The organism is Fodinicola feengrottensis (assembly GCF_010993775.1).
In the GTDB taxonomy this organism is placed as follows: domain Bacteria; phylum Actinomycetota; class Actinomycetes; order Mycobacteriales; family HKI-0501; genus Fodinicola; species Fodinicola feengrottensis.
On sequence record NZ_WOTO01000015.1, the window covers coordinates 120,773 to 142,116 of the forward strand.

A 21,344-nucleotide genomic window follows, 5' to 3' on the forward strand; every position below is an offset into this window, starting at 1 on the left:
GGGATCAGTACGGTGGCGAGGCCGAGCAGCGCGGGTGCCAGCGCGGACCGCGAGCGGGCCCGGCCGCGTACGAACCGGGGGCCAGCGCCGCCGGCGGCTGCAGGGTCACCCGGCGAAAGCCTGGCACGCCAAGCTGCGCCAACCCGAACGTGATGATCAACGCCCCGGCCGCGAGCTGCAGCACCGCGCGGACGCTCGGGGCGACCTGGACGGCGGCGCCGACCGTACCCAGCAGCGCGCCGAGGATCGTGTGAGACGAGCTTGCCAGCCAGGAACCCGCCGATTGGAACCAGGTCGTCGGCCAGCCGCGCGGTCCACGGCAGCGGCACCGGACGCCGGGCGGAGCCGTCGGGGCCGTCACCGCGTTGACGAGTGACCAGGCCCGCCAGCAATCCGCCCTGGACGGCGGCACAGGACACGCCACCGGCCAGCAAGCCGGTCAACAGGACTGCGATCAGATTCACCGCTCGCCCTCCCCGTCGTTCTGCACGCTTCTCCTCTTTTCTGTTTGTCCGATACCTCGTACGGTTCAGATGCCGATCTGGCCTGGGCCGACGGTGGCGCGCAGCCAGTTGACGAACTCGGTCCAGCTTCCGGTGACCAGCGCGATACCGACGGCGACCAACAGCAGCCCGCCGAGCCGGGTGACCCAGCCGCCGTGCCGGCGGATCACGGCGATGGCGCGGGTCAGCCAGCCCAGGCCGGCGGCGAACGCGATGAACGGCAACCCCATCCCCAGCGCGTACGCCACCGCCCAGCGTCACCCCGCGACCCGCCGAGCCCTGGACGGCCGCCAGGCCGAGTACGACGGTCAGTGTTGGCGACAGGCACGGCGTCCAGGACAACGCGAACGTGGCTCCCAGCAGTGGCGCCGCCGCCAGGCCCGCTCTGGGCAACCGGGTCACCCGCCAGGTGCGCCACAGGCCCGGAACCAGTCCGGCGAACGTCAGGCCCAGCACGATCGTCAGCAGTCCAGCGACGATCTCCACCGGCCGCGCGTACTCCAGCAGGCCTCGCCCCAGCTCTCCGGCCGCGTAGCTCAGGAGCGCGAACACTGCTGTGAACCCGGCCACGAACAACACCGACCCGGCAACAGCACGCATCCGTACCCGCCGGCGCGCAACCGTCTGCGCTGCGCCATCCGCCGTACGGGCAAGCGTGACGGCCCGGCGACGGCGTCATGAACGACCGGCGTTTTGTTGAGACTGTCGAGATCGGCGCCGGTTAGGCCGGTGACGTAGGACAGGTAGCCGGGCAGCAGCGGCAGCATGCAGGGAGCGAAAAAGCTGACCAGCCCGGCCAGCGCCGCAACACCAAGAGCGGCGAGCAGCGGACCGTTGGCGGCCACCTCGGCGAAGGCACCCATCAGCGTCAGGCACCCGCCGCCACGGCCCGTACGGTGGCTTCCAGCTCCGCGCGCTGGATGACCCGCCGGTACACCGCGGCGATCCGGTACGACCGGTCGATCACCACTGTCGCCGGCACGACGCTGGGCGGCACGTCCCGGAACGCCAACGCGGTCCGGCCGGCCGGGTCGAACAGGCTTGGATAGCTGATCCGGTAGCTGCCTGCGAAAGCACGCGCCTTGTCCCGAGTGTCGCGCAGGTCCACCCCGAGAAACACCACGCCCAGCTGCTTGGTCGCCAGCCAGGCCGCTTCCAGGTCCGGGGCTTCCTTACGGCACGGCGCGCACCACGAGCCCCAGAAGTTGACCACTACAACCTCGCCCGTCAGAGCGGCTGGATCGAACCTGGACCCGTCCAGCAGGTCTCCGGACAGCGCACCGGCCAGCTTGCGTCGGCCGACCGCGAAGGTCTGCAGGGTGCCTGCTCCCAAGCTCCGTGCGCCCAGCCCGCCACGACTGGCTCCGTCACCCGAGGCGCCACCAGCGCACCCAGCCAGCCCAGCCGCCGCGACGGACACGGCGCCGGCGGCGATCAGTTGGCGGCGAGTGATCACCCGGTCCTCCCGGTGCTGTGGGGGTGGCTTGCTGAACGAACGCCACTGTATCAACTAAGCTCCTACGGATATTAGGAGGTGGCTGGTGGTGAGGGAAACTGTGATCTCGCCCGACGCTGCGGACGGGCGCGCCCTGGAGTTCGCCGTACGCGGCATGACCTGCGGGTCCTGCGCGGCGCGGGTGCAGCGGGTGCTCGGCAGGCAGCCCGGTGTCGAGGCCGCGGAGGTCAACTACGCGACCGGTACGGCGCACGTGGTGCTTGGCGCGCAGCCGGTGGAGCCAGCCGTGTTGTCCGCGGCGGTCCGCAAGATCGGGTACGAGCTGGCGCCGGTTCAGCCCGAGTCCTCAGCTGGAAGCGAAGACGACGCGGCTGAGGGTGACGAGACCTGCGCGCAGCGGGCGTGGCTGCGTCGGGTGCTGATCGCGTGGCCGCTGGGTCTGGCGACGATGGCGGTCGCCTTTGCGCCGGGCCTGATGCGCCAGTGGTGGGCGCCGTGGCTCGAGCTGGTGTTGGCCACTCCGGTGCAGTTCTACGTCGGGTGGCCGTTTCTGTGGGAGGCCGCGAGGCGTGCGCGGCGGTTGACGGCGAGCATGGACACCTTGATCGCGTTGGGAACGCTGGCCGCGTACGGGTTCTCGGTGACCCAGTTGCTGGGTGGCCGCCCGGAGCTGTATTTCGAGACGGCCGCGCTGCTTATCGCGTTCCTGGTGCTGGGCCGGTATTTCGAGGTACGCGCCCGGCGCCGCGCCGGCCGTGCGATCCGGGCCCTGCTGGAGTTGGGTGCCAAGCAGGCGCGGCTGATCCGCGACGGCGTCGAGGTGACGGTCCCGATGGACCAGGTGCGGGTCGGGGACCTGATGCGGGTGCGGCCCGGCGAGAAGATCCCGACCGACGGCGAGGTGGTCGACGGCCTGAGCGCGGTCGACGAGTCGATGCTGACGGGCGAATCGGTACCGGTGGACAAGGCGCCGGGCCAGCCGGTGGCGGGTGCGAGCGTGAACACCGACGGCGTGCTCACCGTACGGGCGACCGCGGTTGGCGCCGACACCGCGCTGTCGCAGATCGTCGCGTTGGTGCAGGCAGCGCAAGCCGGCAAGGGACAGGCGCAGCGACTCGCCGACCGGATTTCGGCGATTTTCGTACCAGCGGTGCTCGGCATCGCCGCGGTCACCTTCGCCGCCTGGTGGCTGCTCGCGCACGACCCGGCCGCCGGGTTGATCGCTGCCGTCGCGGTGCTGATCGTGGCCTGCCCATGTGCGCTGGGTCTGGCCACCCCGGTTGCGATTTTGGTCGGCACCGGCCGCGGCGCCGCCCTGGGCATCCTGATCAAAGGCGTCGACGTGCTCGAACGTACCCGCACGATCAGCACCGTCGTGTTCGACAAGACCGGCACCCTGACCACCGGGCAGATGGCAGTCACCCAGACCGCCGTCGACCAGACCAGCGAGAACGAACGAACTGCTGCGGCTGGCCGGCGCGGTCGAGGCCGACAGCGAGCACCCGATCGGCCGCGCGATCGCCACCGCGGCGACCGAAAGGTTCGGTCGGCTGCCGGCTGTCACAGCTTTCGCATCGGTTGCCGGGCACGGCGTACGCGCCGAGGTCGACGGCCGCGCAGTGTGGGTGGGGCGGCGCAAGCTCATCGCCGACGCTGGCCTCACCCTGCCCGAGGATGTGTCCCAGGCGGCCCAAGGCATGGAGGCCGACGGTCGTACGGCCGTGTTCGCCGGCTGGGACGGCGCGGTACGGGGGGGTCGTGGCGGTGGCGGACACACTCAAACCTGGCGCCGCCGACGTGGTCGCCGAGCTGCACCGGATGGGGTTGCGGGTCGCGATGATCACCGGCGACAACGCCCGTACCGCGCACGCGATCGCCGCCCAAGTGGGCATCGACACCGTCCTTGCCGAGGTGCTGCCCGCCGACAAACAGGCCGAGGTCACCCGCCTGCAAGCCGGCGGCGAGGTGGTCGCGATGGTCGGAGACGGTGTCAACGACGCGCCCGCGCTGGTCGCCGCCGACCTCGGCATCGCGATCGGTACCGGCACCGACGTGGCGATCCAGGCCAGCGACCTCACCCTGCTGCGCGGCGACCTGCCCGGCGTGCCCACCGCGATCCGGGCTCTCGCGACGTACCTACCGCACCATCTGGCAGAACCTCGGGTGGGCATTCGTCTACAACACAGCGTTGATCCCGCTGGCCGCCCTTGGGCTGCTCAACCCGATCTTCGCGGGCGCCGCGATGGGATTCTCCTCGGTCAGCGTTGTCACCAACTCGCTGCGCCTGCTGCGCTTCCGGGACGATCGCCGAAGCGGGCCGGCCAAGGTCCGGCGACCAGCTCCTGGACAGGTCGTCGACTTACCGCGTCCGAACGCCACGCCTACGGTGGCGGGCCCGACGTTTCGCCGAGCCTGGCGCGGTTACCAGCGGCGCGAGGTCGACACCTTCGTACGGCAGATACTCGCCGCGTACAACGCGGCCACCGACCAGATCACCGCCCTCGCCGACAAAACGTCCCAGTCACTACGCGAATATGACCAGCGGTTGGCAAAGGTGGCCGCGATCACCGAACAAGCCGTGCGCGCCGCGCGGCTGCTGCGCCAAGAAGCCGAACAGGACGCCACCTCGATACGCGACCGCGCCGACCAGGCGGCCGACACCCTTCTCGCGCGGGCGGAGCACGCCGCCCAGGCGATCACCCGCCAGGCCGACCAGCTCCGAGCCGCCGCCGAACGCGACACCGACACCGCCCGCCGCCGCGTCACCGACGCCGAACGCCACGCAGAGGAGCTCCAAGCGGCCGCATGGCAGCGATGCGCGGCAAAGGAAGCGGCCGTGGCGGCGGCCGGAACCGAGCGCGACCGGCAACACGTACGGGCCGCTCAACAGGCCCTCACCGAACACCTCGCCGCGACCGAACACGCCATCGCCGTCCTGCGCGTACGCGTCGACCCAGCCGGACAACAGGCCGCCACCAGCCGCGCCACCTCGGCGACAGATCCGATACCGGCCGGGACTGACTGATTCAGAAGCGTTCGGCCACGACCGCGCGTACGGCCGGGACCAGCTCGCCATCGCGCAGCGCCCGGCCGACCGCGATGGCGACGCGGTGCCGGCGATCCAGCACCACCGTCACCGGCACCGCACGCGGCGGGATCACCAAAAACCGCGGCGCGATGTCGCCGGCCGGATCGAACAGGCTCGGATAACTGATGCCGAAGTCGGCGACAAACGACCGGGCCGCGTCCCGGGTGTCGCTGACATCCACACCCAGAAACGCCACACCCAGCTCGCGAGTGGCCCTGTACCCAGCCTCCAGCAGTGGCGCCTCGGCCCGGCACGGCGCGCACCAGGACCCCAGAAGTTGATCACCACTACCCGGCCTCGCCACCCGGCCACGTCGAACTCGGGCCCGTCGAGCAGCGGTCCACGTACTGCCGGCGCGGATCGCCGATCAGCGAGCCCGAACGTCCGTACCACCCCCGCTCCCGGCCCGGCTGACGCAGCGCTCGGAGCGGCAGTTGGGCGGCTCGGGCCGGTACCCCCGGCGCAACCGGTCAACCCGGCTGATGCCGCGAACAGCCCGCTCAGCAGCACCCGGCGTCGCATCATCTGGCCCTCACTTCACCTCGATCGAACAATCTCCTAATCTCCGTAGTAGATTAGGAGAGAGTCCAAGCGGGCGAGGAGGCAGGATGGGTGCGGTACTCACAGGCCCGGTGCTGGTGACGTCGCTGCTGGCCGGCATGGTGGCGTTGCTGGCGCCGTGCTGCGTGTCGGTGATGCTGCCGGCCTACCTGGCCACGGTGTTCCGCCGCCCGGCTCGGGTGCTGGCCGGCACGGTGGTCTTCGGGCTCGGGGTGGCGACGGTGATCGTGCCGATCGGGCTCGGCGCCTCGGCGCTGTCAGCGGCTTTCCAGCGCTGGCACCTGTACGTCTTCGGCGCCGGCGGTCTGGCGATGCTGGCCGGCGGGATCGCCGTACTCGCCGGCTGGTCACCCAAGCTCCCGATGCCCGGCATGCGAACCAGCTCCGGCGGCGGGTTCGGCGCCGTGTACGGACTGGGCCTGTTCTCCGGGATCGCCTCGGCATGCTGCGCACCGGTGCTGGTCGGCGTCACGGTGCTGCTGGCCGGCGCGACCGGGTCGTTTCCGGCGGCACTGGCGGTGGCCGGCGCGTACGTGACCGGGATGGTCGCGCCGCTGCTGGTGATGGCCGTCGGATTCGACCGGTACGGGCGCCGCGCCGTGACCGCCCTGCAGGCCCGCCGGGTGCGGCTCTGGCCTGCCCACCGTCAGGTCGCCCTGGGCGGACTGCTGACCAGTGTCCTGCTCAGCGCCATGGGCGCGCTGACGATCGTACTGGCGTTGACCGGCCCGGACATGCCCACTTCCGGATGGCGGCTGAACTTCGCCGCCTGGCTCCAGCACACCGCCGCGGTCGCCAGCGGCTCGTTGGGCTGGCTGCCTGGCTGGGCGCTGGTGGTGCTGATCGCGGCGGTCATCGCGGTCATCGCGTACGCCCGGCGCCGGCCAGGCCGCGCTCAGGTTGACGAGCCGCGTACCCACCAGCTTGACGACTCAGTGAATACCGAACCTGCCGGTCGCGTACCGGCCGTGACTGAAGGGGACCCCGGTGACCAATAGAACCGCGCAGAAACGCGCTCAAGGCGGCCGAACGCCGTCGACCGGTGCGCGACCACGCAAGCGCCGACGGAGCCGGCGGCGGCCGCGAGCGTGGGTTGCGGCCGTGGTCGTACTCGCCCTGGTGACGGTCGTCGCCGCCTTTACGGGGTGTACCGCGCGGCCAGTGGTGGCGGTGATCCAGTCGCGCAATTTCCGTACACGGTCGGCAAACCCGGCGTTGGTTCGCTAGCGCCGGCTTTCAGCCTGGCCTCCACCACCGGCGCCACCCAGACGCTGGCAGCACTGCGCGGCAAGACGGTGTTGCTCTATTTCCAGGAAGGCCTGTCCTGCCAGCCCTGCTTCGACCAGCTGACGGACCTGGAACGCAACATCACCCAAGTCCACGCCGCCGGCATCGACCAGGTCGTATCCATCACCACCGACCCAGTCGACCTGCTCACCCAGAAGACCCGCGACATGCACCTGACCACACCCGTACTGTCCGACTCGAACCTGACTGCTTCCCAGGCGTACCAAGCAAACCAGTACGGGATGATGGGCGCCTCGCGGTACGGGCACAGTTTCGTTCTGATCAGCCCGGACGGCACCATCCGATGGCGCGCGGACTACGGCGGCGCACCGAAATACACCATGTTCGTCCCCACCGCGAACCTGCTCGCCGACCTGCGCGCCGGAACCAGGAAATGACCCACAGCAAGGAAAACACGTACGCGTCGATCACGCTACTCACCCAGCCGGACTGCGGATGGTGTGAGCACGCCAAAAAAGTCCTCACCATCGTCAGCGCCGACCACCCGCTCACCATCACCGAAATCGACCTGCACAGCCAGGACGGGCAACGCCTCACCGCGAACAACCCCGTCCCGTACGCGCCCGGAATCCTGCTCGACGGTCACCTCATCGCCTTCGGCCGGCCTTCCGAACGCGCCCTGCGCCGCGCCCTCACCAACCGAAAGGAACACTAAGCAATGCCTCAGTACCTGCTCTTGCTGCCGATCCTGGCCTGCCCGATCGGCATGAGCCTCATGATGTGGTTCATGATGCGCGGCAACAAAACACCGCACAGACTCAGAACAACGGCGCCGAAAAACAGGACGACCTCGCCGCACTGCGCGCCGAGGTGGCACTGCTCAAACAGGCTGTCGTCGACAACGGGCCGCGGCGGTCTATCAGCAGCTGATTCCCAGACACGCACGCAGCACCGGCAGCACCGCGCTGGACGCCACGATCAGCACCGGCATCGCCACCACCAGCAGCAGGCCCGCGCTCCCAGTCACCACCATCGGCGGCCGGGAGAGAGCGGCCGCGGCGGCGTCAGCAGACGATTCAGCCGCTCCAGCGCATCTCCGCCGGTCGCCGCCAGGACGCCGACCAACCGTGGTTCGGGACGGCCGGCCTCGGCGCACGCCACCAGCGCCCGGGCCAGTTCCAGGCGCCCGTACTCGGCGGCGGCCACCTCATCCGCGCGGATCTCCACCAACCGGCTCACCTGCTTGCCAGCACGCGCCAACACCACCGCCGACGGCGCGAGAAGGGCCAGCAGCCGTACCGCGTCGACCAGCACCTGGTGCCGGCCAGCGGCATGGGCGCGCTCGTGCGCGATCACCGCGGCCAGCTGCGCGGGTGGCAACTGCTCGACGGCGGCACTGGTCACCACGACACGGTCCGCGCGACCGCCCACGACGTACGCGGCAGGGCGATCGTGCTCCACCACGAACACACCCAGCTCGGGACGGTAGCGGCAGGCGACCGCCAACAAAGCCCGGTGCCCGCGGCGTCGCGAAGCCGTCGCCCGGACGGTGCGTACGACCGACCAGCCGACACGGCCGAGCAGCACTGCCAGCAGGACAAGCAGGACCGCAGCGGCAACCCGGGCGGCCAGGCCGAAGTCACCCAGCAAGACCCGCGCGCCCCAGGTCCACCACGTACACGCCGCCGCCCAGGTCTGCGGCCACCGCACCACCACCATCACCAGCACGGCCGCCACGACCGCGCCAGCCATCGCCGACAACGCCGCGTACCAGGCGGCCAGTCCCAACCGCGGCGACCGATAGACCCATCCGGCCGACGGCAGGACCCGGGAGGAGACGACCGCGACCAGAGCAGCGAATCCCAGCAACAGCAACGATGTCACCGCTGAGTGCCCCTTCTCGTACGCGGCCAGCGCGGCCCGCAGTGTGTCCGCCTCAGCCGCCGACATCTCGCCGACGAACCGCAGCATCGCCTGCGCGGGATCACCGGACTCCGCCAGCGCCTCCCGCATCAACCGCGCTCCGTACTCCCCGCGCGACGCGGTCGGGGTATACCGGTGCGCACGCCCGCCCGCCGGCTCCCGCCGCAGCCAGCCCTTCTTGAACAGGTTGTCCACCACGGTCAGGACCGTCGTGTACGCCAGCTCCCGCTCCAGGTCCGTCAGGATCTCCCGCACCGTCGCCGGCTCGCCCCGCACCCACAACCGATCCATGATCGCCGCTTCCAGATCACCGAAGCCACGCACGTACCCACCTCCAAACTCCTAGCCATCATAGTAGTCCGATGGGCGACATACGCCGGCCAGGTCCAGCCCAGCAGATCAACGACTGCCAGGAAAGGCGGCAGGCGTGGTCAAGTATGTGAATGCCGCCGTTCCTAGCCGGCCGCCCAACGCGAACATCTGGTGGGCGTACCCACCGGTGCTGAGCAGGGATAGCGCCGAGAGGCCGGACACTGCGGCCGGTGCAGTGACGCGCGGGTCGGTGCTGCCGAGTCCGAGTTGGCCCTGTTCGTTCCCCACGTTTTCACCGTGCCGTCTTGGACAACAGCGGCGCTGAATCGCTGAACGCGCGTACGGCGGTGATACCGGTCAGGCCGGGTATCGCCTTTGGGGCGTTGACGACGCTGCCAGAGGTACCGTCGTCGGGTTGGCCGTCGAGGTTGACGCATCATGACCAGACCGCTCCGTCACGGGTCAGCGTGTGGCTGAAGCCCTGAGAAATCTCGGCCATCGCTGGGATGCCGGTGATCTGGGTGGGGATCGTGTTCGAAGACGCCGCCGAACGTTTCGGGGCTGCCCCAGGCGTACACGGCGCCGGTCGCGGTCAGGGCACCGGTTTTGGATATAGGCCAGCTGTGATGTCGGTGGCATTCGTGAGGCCGGTCGCGGCGGCCGGTGTCGGGTTGCAGACGCAGCCGGACGGGTCGCCGGTCTTGCCGCGGCCGAGTTCGCCGTACACGTCAGATCCCCAGGTCCACACGGCGCCGTCGGTACGTAGGGCGGCCTGGTGCCGGCCGCCGGCGGCGATCGCCGTCACGCTCGACAATCCCGGGACCTGCTGCGGGCGGTTGACGGCAACGCCGTCACCGAACCGGCCGTCGCCGAGCTTCCCGGCGGAACCGTCGCCCCAAGCCCAGACAGTGCCGTCGGTGCGTAGTGCCATCGCGGTGCCGGCGCTGGCGGCGGCTGCGGTGACCGAGGTGAGACCGGGCACGGGGACCGGCACGGCACTGGGCTGTCGCTTTCGTTGCCGGTGCCCAATCGGCCGTAAGCGTTGGAGCCGGCGGCCTGCACCGTGCCGTCGCTACTGAGGAAGATCGAGTAGCTTCGCTGGCGGCGATGTCGCTGATGTTCGACAGGCGAGTGATGGCGACGGGTGAACGGTGGTCGGCGGTGGTGTTGTCGCCGAGTTCGCCATACGAGTTCTCGCCCCATCCCCACACCGTCAAGGCGTCCGCGGCGAAGGCCCGCAGCGCGATTCCCGGACAGACGAGCGCACCATGAGTGCGACGATAGTAGGACGGCGAACAAAGTGAATCATCTGGCGATGACCATTGCCGTACCTTGAGCCAGTCAAGGCAGAACGCAACTAACGGGGATTTCGACACCGATAAACCACGATGCCACCGTCAGCCGGACCGTGCCTGGGTAGCCCCGCGCGGGTCATTCGTGGCGTCGTAGGCCTTCTGACAGATGTGGCAGCGGATTCGCCGTGCGGCGGGTTCGACGGTGACCTGTCTGTTCAGAGGGACTGTGATGGTGAGGTGCTCGGTTGTCGCGACGAGGTGGTCGTGGCAGGCGGCTGCGCCGCAGTGGGTGCAGGTGGCCACTGCTGGCGCGCCGCAGTCGAGGCAGCTCATGGTGTTCAGTGTGCCGCTCGCTGTGGGGCGAGTTCGTTGATGAGGTCCTGGATGCGTTGGTGGATGTCGTCGCGTACGAGTCGTACGGTTTCGATGGGTTGCCCGGCGGGGTCGGTGAGGGTCCAGTCTTCGTAGCGTTTGCCGGGAAAGATGGGGCATGCGTCGCCGCAGCCCATGGTGATGACAACGTCGGAGGCTTGGGACGGCGTCGGTGGTGAGGATTTTCGGTGTCTGGTGGGTGATGTCGATGCCGACCTCGTGCATGGCTTGTACGGCCATGGGGTTGATTTGGTCGCCGGGGATGGATCCGGCGGAGCGGACGTCGATGGTGTCGCTGGCCAGGTGGGTCAGCCAGCCGGCGGCCATTTGGGAGCGGCCGGCGTTGTGGACGCAGACGAAAAGGACGGCGGGCTTGCTCATGCGGGCTCCTTGACGGGCGTGATGTCGGTGATCAGTTGTTGGATGTGCTGGTTGATTTCGTCTCGGATGGTGCGTACAAGGTCGAGGGAGGCGTCGTCGGGGTCGGCGATGTCCCAGTCGTAGTACCGCTTGCCGGGCAGGATCGCGCAGGCGTCGCCGCAGCCCATGGTGACGATGATGTCGGCGTCCTGGACGACTTCGTCGGTGAGCGGTTTGGGGAACGCGGTGTCGACGCTGACGCCGATTTCGGCGAGCACGGTCAGGATTGCGGGGTCCATCGCGCGCCGCGGCGGGGTCAGAGCCGGCGGAATGGACGGTGACGCGGCCACCGGAGTGGTGTGTCAGCAGTGCCGCGGCGAGTTGGGAGCGGCCGGCGTTGTGGGTGCAGACGAAAAGTACGTCGGGTACGGCTTTGGCGGCGGCGTCGCGGGTGTGCGCGAGGGCGGTGAGTCGTTCGGCGGTGAAGTGTTCGGCGACGGTGAGGAGATGGGTGCGTACGGTCGCCGGCTGTTGGAGCAGTTCGTACGACTCGTGCAGATACCGCAGCACGGTGGTGCGGCTGAAGACGCCGTGGAAGCGCAGCGCGAGCCGGTCGGCGATGCGGTCGAGCATGCGGTCGGTGTTCGCGAGCGGTAGGTCGGCCAGGGAGCGTGCCATGGTGGCCTCCGGTGCGGGGTCGGCAGTTCGGTGGCGGCTGCCAGTGGTCGGATCTGCGGGTGGCGGGTCGGCGAACCAGTCCAGTACGGCGGACAACGCATTGAGGGTGTGCGGGGCGACGTGGTAGTGCACGAAGGATGCGTGCCGTTCGGCCGTGAGGAGTTCGCTGTCGCGCAGCATTTTCAAGTGATGATGGCTGATGGTGGGCTGCGAGACCGTCAGCGCAGCAGCGAGATCGGCGGGGCAGGCTTCGCCGCCGCCGTGCGCGGCGATGATGGACAGCAGCCGTACGCGCACTGGGTCGGCGAGCGCTTTGAAGCGGCGTGCGGCGGCGATGGCGTCCGCGTCGGTCAGAGCGTTGCGCAGTTGGGGGGGGCAGCACGGCTGGTGCTCGGATGGCGTGCTTTCCGGGCCGTTCATGAGACAGGCTTTCCAGTCGGTGCTGGTGGTGTGCGGCGGTGAGGGACTGTCGGGTCGCCGGGGGGGAAGAACCGCCGTCCGGCCCACAAGGACACGTACACGAGAGCCACCAAGACCGGGACTTCGATGAGTGGTCCGACGACGCCGGCGAGTGCTTGTCCTGAGGTGACACCGAAAACGGCGATCGCGACGGCGATGGCGAGTTCGAAGTTGTTGCCGGCGGCGGTGAACGCGAGGGTCGCGGTGCGGTTGTACGGCAGGCCGATGGTTTTTCCGAGGAGGAAGGAAAGTCCCCACATCAGCGCGAAGTATGCCAGCAGCGGCAAGGCGATCCGGACCACGTTGAGCGGTTCGGAGGTGATGGTGTGCCCCTGCAGGGCGAACAGGATCACGATGGTGAACAGCAGGCCGTACAGAGCGACCGGCCCGATCTTGGGCAGGAATCGGTTTTCGTACCAGTCGGTGCCTTTGCGGCGCTCACCGATCAGCCGGGTGAGGAATCCGGCGACCAGGGGAATGCCGAGGAAAATCAGGACGCTGCCAGCGATAACGCCGATAGAGACGTGCAGGTCGGTCTGCGGCAGTCCGAGCCAGCCGGGTAGCAGGTTGAGGTAGAACCAGCCGAGCGCAGCGAACGCGACGATCTGGAACACCGAGTTGATGGCCACCAGGACGGCGGCGGCTTCTCGGTCGCCGCAGGACAGGTCGTTCCAGATGAGCACCATTGCGATGCACCGAGCCAGGCCGACGATGATCAACCCGGTCCGGTACGCCGGTTGGTCGGGCAGCAGCAGCCAGGCCAGCGCGAACATCACGGCCGGGCCGACGATCCAGTTCAACGCCAGCGACGAGAGCAGCATCCGGCGATCGCCCGTGACGGTGTTCAGGTGGCCGTACCGGACCTTGGCCAGCACCGGATACATCATCAGCAGCAGCCCGAGCGCGATCGGCAGGGACACCGACCCGATCTTCACCGCGTCCAGGACGCCGCTGAGGCTGGGAATGATCCGGCCGAGCAGCAGGCCCAGGCCCATGGCGGCGAGGATCCAGACCGGCAGGAACCGGTCGAGCACCGACAGTCGGCCGACCACGGCAGTGCCGGTGGTGGTCGCTGAACTGGTTTCCGTGGCCACGCGAACCCCGCTTCCGATTCATAGATGTTCGTCTATGATGAGTACGGTAGCAGGCTTCATAGATGTCCATCAATGAGCTGTTCGGTGTAGGGGGTACGGGCGAATGACCGCGAGCGGTACGACCACGCATGTGGTCGTCGAGCCAGCAGTCAGGTCGTGCGCGAGTTCGGCGCCGACCGAGGCGCCACTGGACCGCGCGGCCGCTGAGGACCTGGCGAAGACGCTAAAGGCGGTCGCCGATCCGACCCGGTTGCAGTTGTTGAGTCTGATCCGCGCCGCGCCCGCTGGCGAGGCGTGCGTGTGTGATTTGACCGAGCCGGTCGGGTTGAGTCAGCCAACGGTCAGCCACCACCTCAAGGTGCTGGTGAATGCGGGCCTGCTGCGACGGGAGCCACGTGGCACGTGGACCTGGTATTCGTTGGTGGCCGAGCAGTGGGAAGGACTACGGAATTTGCTCGCGTGAGTCAAGGATGGTGCCAGTTTTCCCGGCATATTTGCGGAGTGCGCGTACGAGCAACGGCACGGCGACAGCCGTGGGCAGGAACCAGAATGTCACGGCGGGGAGCAGATTCCAGACCGGCAGGCGGCGTGGCCCGTTGTCGACATAAAAAGCGGTCAACATCGCCGTGTACGAGCCTGTCATCGCCGGAATATGCGTCCACAACCAACCTCGCCACTGGATGCGATGTGCGAGATAGCCGGTCGTCGCGCAGGCAACCGCCACCAGCCCGGTGGTCGCAAGATGCCACAGATGTGCCCAGTTCGTGGTGGCGATGGCTGTGCCGGTGACGAAAACCGCGCCGAGCGCCACAAGATAACGACGACCTCTCGGGGGGGGGTGCCGTCCCGGTGCCTTGCGGGCGAACATCGTCATGGCGCCCAGAATGACCGCCGCCAGGCCGGCAGAATATGGCAACCGATAAGGATTTGTAGGGCCATAACGTCACCTCTGGAACGTCCCGATAGGTGCAACGCTACGCGTCGAGGTGACCGCTGACTGTCGGCCAAACGGCTCGCTGGGTTCTCTCCGTGGATCATGTGCCGGCACCTGGATCACCGCATCCCGTAGGCCTGATACCCGCGGGTTCCCTGCGGAATTTTTGGTGCCAGGGATCGGTGCAGCAGTCGCCGCGGATGGCGGCGGATTCGACAGCCGTCGATATCGACGGTCGTCGAAGTCAAGTGTCGGTGTGTGCGTAACCGCGCGGGTTTGACTCTGATGTTGGCCGTTGTTAACCACGCGTTCACCCGGGTGTCCGGGGACTGATGCGAATGATTCCGATGGTGTGCCGCGGAGATGACGCGTCGGGCGTCGTCGGCAACGGTAGTGAGGGGTTTGATGTCTGGACGGATGCTTGCGGCGGTCACTGCAGTGGTGGGTGCCGGGACGTGCTTCGTCGTGGTGCTGGCCGGGTGCGGAAGCACCAGCAACGTTGGTTCGACTACCTCTAGCGGGGACGCGACGGGATTCGGCAAACAGATCTGCTCCAGTGCGGGCGCGGACAAACCCGGCTACACCAACGGTGTCGCGAAGATTCCTGGTGTCGCAAGCAAACTGTCCGGCGCCGGCTCGACATTTGTGGCCCCCATTTTGTCGGTGTGGACGAAGAACTACGCGAGTGTGGGCAACGTTCAGGTCGCCTATCAGTCGATCGGGTCCGGGGGTGGGGTGAAGCAGATTTCCGCCGGTACGGTGGACTTCGGAGCGAGTGACACTCCCATGAAGGATTCCGAGCTGGCGGCGGCGAAAGGTGGCCCGATTCTGCACATTCCGTTGACGTTGGGCGCGGTGGTGCCGACGTACAAGGTGAACGGTGTCAAGAGCGGGTTGAAGTTCGGCGGGGACACGCGGGGGAAGATTTTCGCGGGTGAGATCACAAAGTGGAACGATCCAGCGTTGACGGCGCGCTGAATCCGGGCATCAAGCTGCCGGACGAACCGATCGCCGTCGCGCACCGCTCGGATGGTTCGGGTACGACCGCGGTGTGGACCGACTACCTGACCAAGGAATCGCCATCCTGGGTGAGCAAACTGGGCGGGAAGGACCGCTCGGTCGGCAAGGAGGTCGCGTGGCCGGTGGGTATCGGCGGTAAGGGCAACGAGGGTGTGTCTGGTGTGGTGAACCAGACCGAGGGTGCGATCGGGTACGTGGAGTTGGCGTACGCGCTGGCGCAGGACCTCACCTACGGACAGGTGAAAAACAAGGCCGGCAACTTCATCCAGCCGTGCATCGCCACCGTCACCAAGGACGTGGAGGGCCTGCAGTTCCCGGCCGACTTGCGTACGAGCTTGACCGATGGCAGTGACGCCAACGCCTACCCGATCACGGGCACGACGTACGCGCTGGTGTACCAGAGGCAGACGGACAAGGCGAAGGCCGCCGCGTTGGCGAACTTCTTCTCGTGGGTGTGCTGACCACCGGCCAAGACCAGGCCAGTCAGGTCCACTACGCGCCGCTGGGCAAAGACCTGCAGCAATTGGCCATCGGCCAGGTCAAGAAGATGACGCTCAACGGCACGCCGCTGGCGGCGTAACAGATTGCGCGTACCAAAGGAGATTGGCCTCGGTGGCGCGCCTGCCGCGCCATCGAGGCTGTGCCGGTGAGGAGAACAATGCTGGATACGAACCACAGCCCACCGCGGGAATCGGTGAGTCAGCTGCTGGTCGCGCGACGGTCCCGGTGGCGGTCCGCGGACACCTTGTTCGCGGTGTTCATGCGAGCCGTCGGAGTGTTGGTCATCGCCGTTTTGGTCGGTACGGCGGTGTTTCTGATCGTCGACTCGTGGCCGGCCATCATGCATTACGGCCCGCTGAGTTATCTGATGTCGGACCGGTGGGCGCCGTCGGAGGCGACTTCGGCCAGTAGCAACCCGAATCCGTACGGGATCCTGCAGTTCGTCTACGGCAGCATCGTCACCTCGGTGATCGGGATGCTGATCGCCGTCCCGGTGTCGATCGCGGTCGCCCTGTACATCACTGATGTCGCACCGAAATGGTTGCAACGGCCGTTGAGCTACCTGGTCGACCTGCTGGCGGCGATTCCGAGTGTCGTGTACGGATTCTGGGGCATTTTCGCGCTCGTCCCGGCATTGCAACCGATCGGCGCGGCCGTGGGCAACACGCTCGGCCACATTCCGGTGGTCGGGATCGCTTTCGCCGGACCGTTTTTTTTTCGGTGTCTCGTACCTGACTGCTGGCGTGATTTTGGCGATCATGGTGCTGCCGATCATCACCGCCATCGTCCGCGAAGTGTTCAGCCTTGCACCGGTCGCGGAGAAAGAAGCGGCATCGGCGCTGGGCGCGACCCGCTGGGAAATGCTGCGCATGGCCGTACTTCCGCGGTCGCGGTCGGGGATCATCGGCGCGTCGATTTTGGGACTGGGCCGCGCGTTGGGTGAGACGATCGCCGTCACGATGGTGATCGGCAACAACGTACTGGCGATCACCGCCAGCATTCTCGGCCAGGGCGCCACCATGCCGTCGGTGATCGCGAACGAGTTCACCGAAGCCAACCAGCCGTTCCACCTGCAGTCGTTGTTTGTGGTCGCGCTGTGGCTGATGGCCTTCGCGCTGGTGGTCAACGTGATCGGCAAACTGATCGTTCGCCGCTCCGGAGAGGATATCGCCTGATGACCGACACGATTGTCGCTGCGCCGATCACACGCCGGCAGCAGATTGTCCAGGCACCGATCCGGCACCGCGGTCGGCGCCGTGTCGTGGACGCCACGATGACCGGCATATTGGCTGCGGTCATGATCGCATGCGTCGCGGTTTTGTTGTGGGTGCTGGGATACGTGGCATCGATCGGACTGCAGTTCCTCGGTCCCGAATTCCTCACGCAGACCCCGCCGGGCAATCCGGCCGATGCCGGTGGCGGGTTCGTGAACGGCATCATCGGAAGCGTGGAGATCGTCGGCATCGCCACCGCGATCGCGGTCCCGCTGGGCATGTCCGCGGCGGTGCTCATCGTCGAGTACGGCGGCCGGCTGGCCCGCTGGGTCAGCTTCCTCACCGACGTACTCGTCGGGGTACCGACCATCGTCACAGGCGCGTTCGTGTACGCGATCTGGGTCACCCAGTTCGGGTTCTCCGGGCTTGCCGGCGCGGTGGCTCTCGCCTTGGTGATGCTGCCGCTGGTGATCCGTTCCACCGCCGAAATGCTGCGCCTGGTGCCCGCTGAGCTCCGGGAAGCCAGTCTCGCGCTCGGGGTCACGAAAGCCCGTACGATCACCTCCATCGTGCTGCCAACCGCGCGCACCGGGGTGATCACCGGGGTGATGCTGGCGGTCGCCCGCGCGATGGGGGAAACCGCGCCGCTTTTGTTGACAGCGCTGGGGAACGACCTGTTCACCGAAGTGAACCCGACGCATCGGATGTCGACGCTGTCGTTGCAGATCTTCGGCTCCGCCATCACCGGCTACAAAGCAGCCCAAGCCCGCGCCTGGGCCGGCGCGCTCACCTTGATCGCGATCGTCCTGATCGCCACCATCGTGGCCCGCCTCGCGAGCCGCCGGACCTTCACCTCGGGACGCTGACATGACCACACCAGAGCCCACCAACGTGCCGGTGAAGATCCGCACCGTCGTCACCGAGCGCGCGCCCAGCGATATTTCCGGGCTGGAAAACGAAACCATCGACGCGGCATTACCCGGCCGTACCGGAAGCCGGGTCGAGATCCGCGACCTGAGCGCTTTCTACGGCAGCCACCTGGCCGTGACCGGCGTCAACCTCATTGTGGAGCCCACCGAGGTGACCGCCTTAATCGGGCCGTCTGGCTGCGGCAAATCCACCGTGCTGCGCTGCGTCAACGGCATGCACCTGAACACCCCGACCGGCAGGGTCCAGGGCCAGGTGCTGATCGATGACATCAACATCCTCGGCAAAGGCGTCGACCCGGTGCTGGTACGCCGCAACGTCGGCATGGTTTTCCAGCGCCCCAACCCGTTTCCGACGATGAGCATCTACGACAATGTCGTCGCCGGGCTGCGGCTGGGTCGCCGCGGCCGGCGCACCAGCGAGTACGACGACATCGTCGAAGTGTCCCTGACCCGCGCGGGTCTGTGGCCGGAAGTCAAGGACCGTCTCAAAGCCGCCGGCTCCAGCCTGTCCGGCGGGCAACAGCAGCGACTGTGCATCGCCCGCGCTCTCGCGGTGGAGCCGAGGGTGCTGCTGATGGATGAGCCCTGCTCGGCGCTCGACCCGATCTCGACCCTGGTCATCGAAGACCTGATCGCGGAACTGAAAGCCAGCTACACGATCATCATCGTCACCCACAACATGCAGCAAGCCGCGCGCGTCTCGGACACCACCGCGTTTCTCACCGTACCGGGCCTCGGGCAGGCCGGCGCCCTGGTCGAGATCGGCCCGACCTCGCGGATCTTCAGCAACCCCAACGAAAAAGCCACCGAAGACTACATCACCGGGAAGGTCGGGTGAGACTCCTGATGAACGCCGAACCCGCGCCATCGATGAACCAGTCATCGAAGGACGCTGCCTCGGCGTACGCGAGGGTCACGCCTGTTTCGATCGGGCAGCTACGGGTGTTGCGGATCGGCGCGATCGAACTTCACCTGGACGGCTTCCAACTCAAGGTCCACGGGAAACTGGTGCATCTTCCGATGAAGGAACACCAACTTCTGGTCCTGCTGATGGACAACGCCGGCCGCGCGCTGACCCGCCGCTACCTGCTGGACACCGTCTGGGGCAAAGGCTACGGCGACAGCAACAAAACCCTCGACGTGCACATCAAACGGCTCCGCACCCGGCTACGCAGCGGACCCGACGACGATCCAGGGCCAATCCGGACCGTGCGCGGAGTCGGCTACATCTTCGACTACACACCCGAGGACTGATTTCTCTACCCCCGCGGGCGGCGGTACGCCAGCAGACGTCGACCCTAGCCCGGCCCGGCTACCTGAGCGGACAGGCATCTTGTGCGACAGTCGCAACGGCGGTGAGATCACCGGCAGAATGCGATCATGGCGCCCACGACCGATCCGGCCGAATCCGAAGCAGAGCAGGCACGATGGCTGTCCCGACCAGTCGCCGGCATCGGCACCGCCAGCTTTCTGGCCGATGTGGGGCATGAGATCCCCACCGCGTTGTTGCCGAGCCTGCTCACTTCGACGTTGGGCGCGCCGGCGGTGGTGCTCGGGTTGATTGAGGGAATCTCCGATGCGCTGGCCGGCGGCGCGAGGTTCGTCGGTGGCGCGCTGGCCGATGATCCGCGCCGCCGTCGCCGGATCGCGGTCGGTGGGTACGCGAGCACGGCGGTGTTGGCCGCGTTGACCGGCGCCGCCGGTGCGGCGTGGCAGGTCGGGGTGCTGCGTGCTGGGGCGTGGGCGGCCCGCGGGTTGCGGGTGCCGGCCCGCAACGCGTTGCTTGCCGATGTGGTGCCGGCCAGCGCGTACGGGCGCGCGTACGGGTTCGAGCGGATGATGGACAACCTCGGGGCGATCGTCGGCCCGCTGCTCGCGCTCGTGCTGGTCGCGACGCTGGGCGTACGCGCCGCCATCGGGCTGTCGGTGATTCCCGGCCTGCTCGCGGCGGCGGTCGCGATCATCTACGCCATCCGGCACACCGCGCGCTCACGCGAACGCGACCGCGTACCACTGCGGCTGCGGATCAGGCCGGTCATGCAGGGAAAACTGGGCCGGCTGATCGCGGCGGCGGCCGTGTTCGAGGTCGGCAACGTGGCCGCGACCCTGCTGATCCTGCGCGCCACCGACCTGCTCCGGCCCGGCTACGCGCGACCGCCGCCACCACGCTTGCGTTGGCGCTCTACACCCTCTACAACGTCGCCGCCACGGTCGCGTCACTGCCCGCGGGCCGTACGGCGGACCGGCTCGGCAGCCGCGGACCGGTGTTGGTGTTTCTGGCCGGCGCGTTGGTTTTCGCCGCAGCGCGTATGTCGGTTTCGCCTTCCCCATCACGAATCTTGTCCTGCTGGGGATCCCGTTCCTCGCGGCTGGGCTGGCGATCGGATGCGTGGAGACCGCCCAGCATTCGGCGGTCGCCGCTCTCGCGCCGGCCGGCATACGCGGCGCGGCATTCGGGTTGTTGGCCACCGTCCAAGCCATCGGCAACTTCGCTGCCAGCGCTGGCGCCGGACTGTTGTGGACCACAGTGTCAGCCACCGCGGCGTTCAGCTACCTCGCCGGCTGGATGGCCGTCGCGTCCGTACTTCTGTTGTTCCTCAAGCCATTCCGGCGTACCTGAGGGGTGACGTAGGAAAGAAGCGTCGTGTCTCAGGCGCGGGCGCCACGGATCACCTGCTGCCCGAACCGCGCGGCTATATGTTTCGCGTCCCGGCCGACGCCGCGTAGAGACGCGGAAGCTGGAGTGCGTTGCCATTCCACGCCGACGTACGCCAGGCTTGGATGAGTCGTGGACAATCCAGCACGGTGGCGAGGGTTTCCGTCCGAGTCCAGCGCTCCGAGGTCGGCGAGATAGCCCAGATCGGGCCGGTACCCGGTCGCCAGCAACAAAACATCGACGTGCTCCCGACTCCCGTCCGGCCAGATCACCGACGAGCCGTCGATGCGCGTGAACATCTCCCGCCGATCCGGCTTGCCGGCAACAACGGCGGCTCGGTAATGGCGGTCGTCGATGACCGGTTGGGTCGGCGCCTCAACCCATCGACCCAGTGGGGCGAAATCGAATCCCGTGACGGTGAACCAATAATGCAGATCTCGCCCGAACGGCCGTTGCGGTAGGAACGTCACCGGCGCTCGGCTGGCCAGGGTGACGGTCGCGGTGTCGGCGAGTTCGACGGCGATCTGGACGGCGGAGTTTCCCGCACCCACCACGACAATCCGCCGGCCTGCGTACGGTTGCGGGTTGCGGTATTGGCTGGCATGCAGAACCGTACCGCTGAACGATTCCAAACCGGGAAGCGTCGGGCGGTACGGGTGACCGAACCCACCGGTCGCCGCGACCACCGACGGCGCGGTGAGCACAGTGCCATTTTCTAGGTGTACAAGGAATTCCGGCCCG

Annotated in this window: 27 protein-coding genes and 4 pseudogenes; 15 read left to right on the plus strand and 16 right to left on the minus strand. The window is 67.8% G+C overall.

What is annotated here, in order from left to right; genetic code table 11:
* Positions 1-4 precede the first annotated feature (4 nt).
* The 4 genes from GNX96_RS52315 to GNX96_RS16305 form a co-directional block, all read right to left on the minus strand.
* Positions 5-412: a hypothetical protein gene (locus GNX96_RS52315; RefSeq protein ID WP_279580528.1), complete on the minus strand. Its 408-nt coding sequence runs from the start codon at positions 410-412 to the stop codon at positions 5-7.
* 117 nt (positions 413-529) lie between these two features.
* Positions 530-751, minus strand: coding sequence for a sulfite exporter TauE/SafE family protein (locus GNX96_RS63690; protein WP_390624024.1), 222 nt, complete (start codon positions 749-751; stop codon positions 530-532).
* Between the two features lie 288 nt (positions 752-1,039).
* A complete protein-coding gene (locus GNX96_RS63700) occupies positions 1,040-1,366 on the minus strand; it encodes a cytochrome c biogenesis protein CcdA (protein ID WP_390624025.1) in 327 nt (108 codons plus the stop codon).
* A gap of 5 nt (positions 1,367-1,371) precedes the next feature.
* The gene (locus GNX96_RS16305) at positions 1,372-1,959 is read right to left on the minus strand and encodes a TlpA family protein disulfide reductase (RefSeq protein WP_279580529.1); all 588 of its coding nucleotides are present in this window, start codon (positions 1,957-1,959) and stop codon (positions 1,372-1,374) included.
* Between the two features lie 154 nt (positions 1,960-2,113).
* Here GNX96_RS16305 and GNX96_RS16310 point away from each other — a divergent pair.
* Together GNX96_RS16310 and GNX96_RS16315 are read left to right on the plus strand one after the other, a co-directional pair.
* A pseudogene (locus GNX96_RS16310) lies at positions 2,114-4,276 on the plus strand (heavy metal translocating P-type ATPase); the annotation flags it as partial.
* Between the two features lie 69 nt (positions 4,277-4,345).
* Positions 4,346-4,984: a DivIVA domain-containing protein gene (locus GNX96_RS16315; RefSeq protein WP_279580543.1), complete on the plus strand. Its 639-nt coding sequence runs from the start codon at positions 4,346-4,348 to the stop codon at positions 4,982-4,984.
* A 1-nt stretch (position 4,985) separates the two neighbouring features.
* Here GNX96_RS16315 and GNX96_RS16320 read toward each other — a convergent pair whose 3' ends face one another.
* Positions 4,986-5,351, minus strand: coding sequence for a TlpA family protein disulfide reductase (locus GNX96_RS16320; RefSeq protein WP_163568731.1), 366 nt, complete (start codon positions 5,349-5,351; stop codon positions 4,986-4,988).
* Positions 5,352-5,655: 304 nt separating this feature from the next.
* Here GNX96_RS16320 and GNX96_RS16325 point away from each other — a divergent pair, with 304 nt between their 5' ends.
* The 4 genes from GNX96_RS16325 (at position 5,656) to GNX96_RS16340 (ending at position 7,786) form a co-directional block, all read left to right on the plus strand.
* Positions 5,656-6,606, plus strand: coding sequence for a cytochrome c biogenesis CcdA family protein (locus tag GNX96_RS16325; RefSeq protein WP_163568732.1), 951 nt, complete (start codon positions 5,656-5,658; stop codon positions 6,604-6,606).
* 147 nt (positions 6,607-6,753) lie between these two features.
* Positions 6,754-7,293: a peroxiredoxin family protein gene (locus GNX96_RS16330; protein WP_279580530.1), complete on the plus strand. Its 540-nt coding sequence runs from the start codon at positions 6,754-6,756 to the stop codon at positions 7,291-7,293.
* A complete protein-coding gene (locus tag GNX96_RS16335; protein WP_163568734.1) occupies positions 7,290-7,571 on the plus strand; it encodes a glutaredoxin family protein in 282 nt (93 codons plus the stop codon). The genes GNX96_RS16330 and GNX96_RS16335 overlap by 4 nt, the downstream gene beginning before the upstream one ends.
* A 65-nt stretch (positions 7,572-7,636) precedes the next feature.
* Positions 7,637-7,786, plus strand: a complete 150-nt coding sequence (locus GNX96_RS16340; protein WP_163568735.1) for a hypothetical protein — start codon at positions 7,637-7,639, stop codon at positions 7,784-7,786.
* A 93-nt stretch (positions 7,787-7,879) separates the two neighbouring features.
* On the opposite strand, the gene GNX96_RS61165 is transcribed toward GNX96_RS16340, so the two are convergent.
* From GNX96_RS61165 to arsB, 8 genes and pseudogenes are all read right to left on the minus strand, one after another.
* Complete coding sequence (locus tag GNX96_RS61165) at positions 7,880-9,103, minus strand: BlaI/MecI/CopY family transcriptional regulator (RefSeq protein WP_163568736.1); 1,224 nt, start codon at positions 9,101-9,103, stop codon at positions 7,880-7,882.
* A 75-nt stretch (positions 9,104-9,178) separates the two neighbouring features.
* Complete coding sequence (locus GNX96_RS16350) at positions 9,179-9,379, minus strand: hypothetical protein (RefSeq protein WP_163568737.1); 201 nt, start codon at positions 9,377-9,379, stop codon at positions 9,179-9,181.
* Positions 9,380-9,683: 304 nt separating this feature from the next.
* Positions 9,684-10,073, minus strand: a complete 390-nt coding sequence (locus GNX96_RS16355; protein WP_163568738.1) for an RCC1 domain-containing protein — start codon at positions 10,071-10,073, stop codon at positions 9,684-9,686.
* A gap of 127 nt (positions 10,074-10,200) precedes the next feature.
* Positions 10,201-10,467, minus strand: a pseudogene (locus tag GNX96_RS63705) (hypothetical protein); the annotation flags it as partial.
* 257 nt (positions 10,468-10,724) lie between these two features.
* A pseudogene (locus GNX96_RS16365) lies at positions 10,725-11,139 on the minus strand (arsenate reductase ArsC).
* Positions 11,136-11,396, minus strand: a complete 261-nt coding sequence (locus GNX96_RS61170; RefSeq protein ID WP_313885681.1) for an arsenate reductase/protein-tyrosine-phosphatase family protein — start codon at positions 11,394-11,396, stop codon at positions 11,136-11,138. Before GNX96_RS61170 ends, GNX96_RS16365 begins: the two are co-directional and overlap by 4 nt.
* A gap of 238 nt (positions 11,397-11,634) precedes the next feature.
* Positions 11,635-12,216 (minus strand): annotated as a pseudogene (locus tag GNX96_RS63710) (metalloregulator ArsR/SmtB family transcription factor); the annotation flags it as partial.
* The gene (gene arsB, locus GNX96_RS16380; RefSeq protein ID WP_163568740.1) at positions 12,213-13,349 is read right to left on the minus strand and encodes an ACR3 family arsenite efflux transporter; all 1,137 of its coding nucleotides are present in this window, start codon (positions 13,347-13,349) and stop codon (positions 12,213-12,215) included. The gene arsB and the pseudogene GNX96_RS63710, both read right to left, overlap by 4 nt.
* Positions 13,350-13,452: 103 nt before the next feature.
* Between arsB and GNX96_RS16385 the strand changes: the two genes are divergently transcribed.
* Positions 13,453-13,812 (plus strand): ArsR/SmtB family transcription factor, encoded by a 360-nt coding sequence (locus GNX96_RS16385; protein ID WP_163568741.1) that lies wholly within the window; start codon positions 13,453-13,455, stop codon positions 13,810-13,812.
* Here GNX96_RS16385 and GNX96_RS16390 read toward each other — a convergent pair.
* Complete coding sequence (locus GNX96_RS16390; RefSeq protein ID WP_279580531.1) at positions 13,792-14,265, minus strand: hypothetical protein; 474 nt, start codon at positions 14,263-14,265, stop codon at positions 13,792-13,794. The genes GNX96_RS16385 and GNX96_RS16390 overlap by 21 nt on opposite strands.
* 435 nt (positions 14,266-14,700) lie before the next feature.
* On the opposite strand from GNX96_RS16390, the gene GNX96_RS16395 reads away from it, so the two are divergent.
* Genes GNX96_RS16395 through GNX96_RS52330 form a run of 3 tightly spaced genes read left to right on the plus strand, consistent with a single transcriptional unit; the run spans position 14,701 to position 15,883 of the window.
* On the plus strand, positions 14,701-15,261 hold the full coding sequence (locus GNX96_RS16395; protein ID WP_163568742.1) for a substrate-binding domain-containing protein: 561 nt from the start codon (positions 14,701-14,703) through the stop codon (positions 15,259-15,261).
* Positions 15,231-15,764, plus strand: a complete 534-nt coding sequence (locus GNX96_RS16400; protein WP_163568743.1) for a substrate-binding domain-containing protein — start codon at positions 15,231-15,233, stop codon at positions 15,762-15,764. The genes GNX96_RS16395 and GNX96_RS16400 overlap by 31 nt, the downstream gene beginning before the upstream one ends.
* Complete coding sequence (locus tag GNX96_RS52330) at positions 15,758-15,883, plus strand: hypothetical protein (protein ID WP_279580532.1); 126 nt, start codon at positions 15,758-15,760, stop codon at positions 15,881-15,883. Before GNX96_RS16400 ends, GNX96_RS52330 begins: the two co-directional genes overlap by 7 nt.
* A 119-nt stretch (positions 15,884-16,002) precedes the next feature.
* Here the strand turns inward: GNX96_RS52330 and GNX96_RS16405 are convergent, their stop codons facing one another.
* Complete coding sequence (locus GNX96_RS16405; protein ID WP_279580533.1) at positions 16,003-16,143, minus strand: hypothetical protein; 141 nt, start codon at positions 16,141-16,143, stop codon at positions 16,003-16,005.
* Positions 16,144-16,562: 419 nt separating this feature from the next.
* Between GNX96_RS16405 and GNX96_RS16410 the strand changes: the two genes are divergently transcribed.
* The 5 genes from GNX96_RS16410 (at position 16,563) to GNX96_RS16430 (ending at position 20,674) form a co-directional block, all read left to right on the plus strand.
* A complete protein-coding gene (locus tag GNX96_RS16410; RefSeq protein WP_279580545.1) occupies positions 16,563-16,979 on the plus strand; it encodes a PstC family ABC transporter permease in 417 nt (138 codons plus the stop codon).
* A complete protein-coding gene (gene pstA / locus GNX96_RS16415) occupies positions 16,979-17,884 on the plus strand; it encodes a phosphate ABC transporter permease PstA (RefSeq protein ID WP_163568746.1) in 906 nt (301 codons plus the stop codon). Before GNX96_RS16410 ends, pstA begins: the two co-directional genes overlap by 1 nt.
* Position 17,885: 1 nt before the next feature.
* A complete protein-coding gene (locus GNX96_RS16420; protein WP_163568747.1) occupies positions 17,886-18,785 on the plus strand; it encodes a phosphate ABC transporter ATP-binding protein in 900 nt (299 codons plus the stop codon).
* An 8-nt stretch (positions 18,786-18,793) separates the two neighbouring features.
* Positions 18,794-19,201: a winged helix-turn-helix domain-containing protein gene (locus GNX96_RS16425; protein WP_163568748.1), complete on the plus strand. Its 408-nt coding sequence runs from the start codon at positions 18,794-18,796 to the stop codon at positions 19,199-19,201.
* Between the two features lie 126 nt (positions 19,202-19,327).
* A complete protein-coding gene (locus tag GNX96_RS16430; protein ID WP_279580534.1) occupies positions 19,328-20,674 on the plus strand; it encodes an MFS transporter in 1,347 nt (448 codons plus the stop codon).
* On the opposite strand, the gene GNX96_RS16435 is transcribed toward GNX96_RS16430, so the two are convergent.
* Positions 20,597-21,344 (minus strand): flavin-containing monooxygenase (locus GNX96_RS16435; RefSeq protein WP_279580535.1); only part of this gene is annotated, 748 nt, incomplete at its 5' end. The two genes, GNX96_RS16430 and GNX96_RS16435, sit on opposite strands and share 78 nt — an antisense overlap.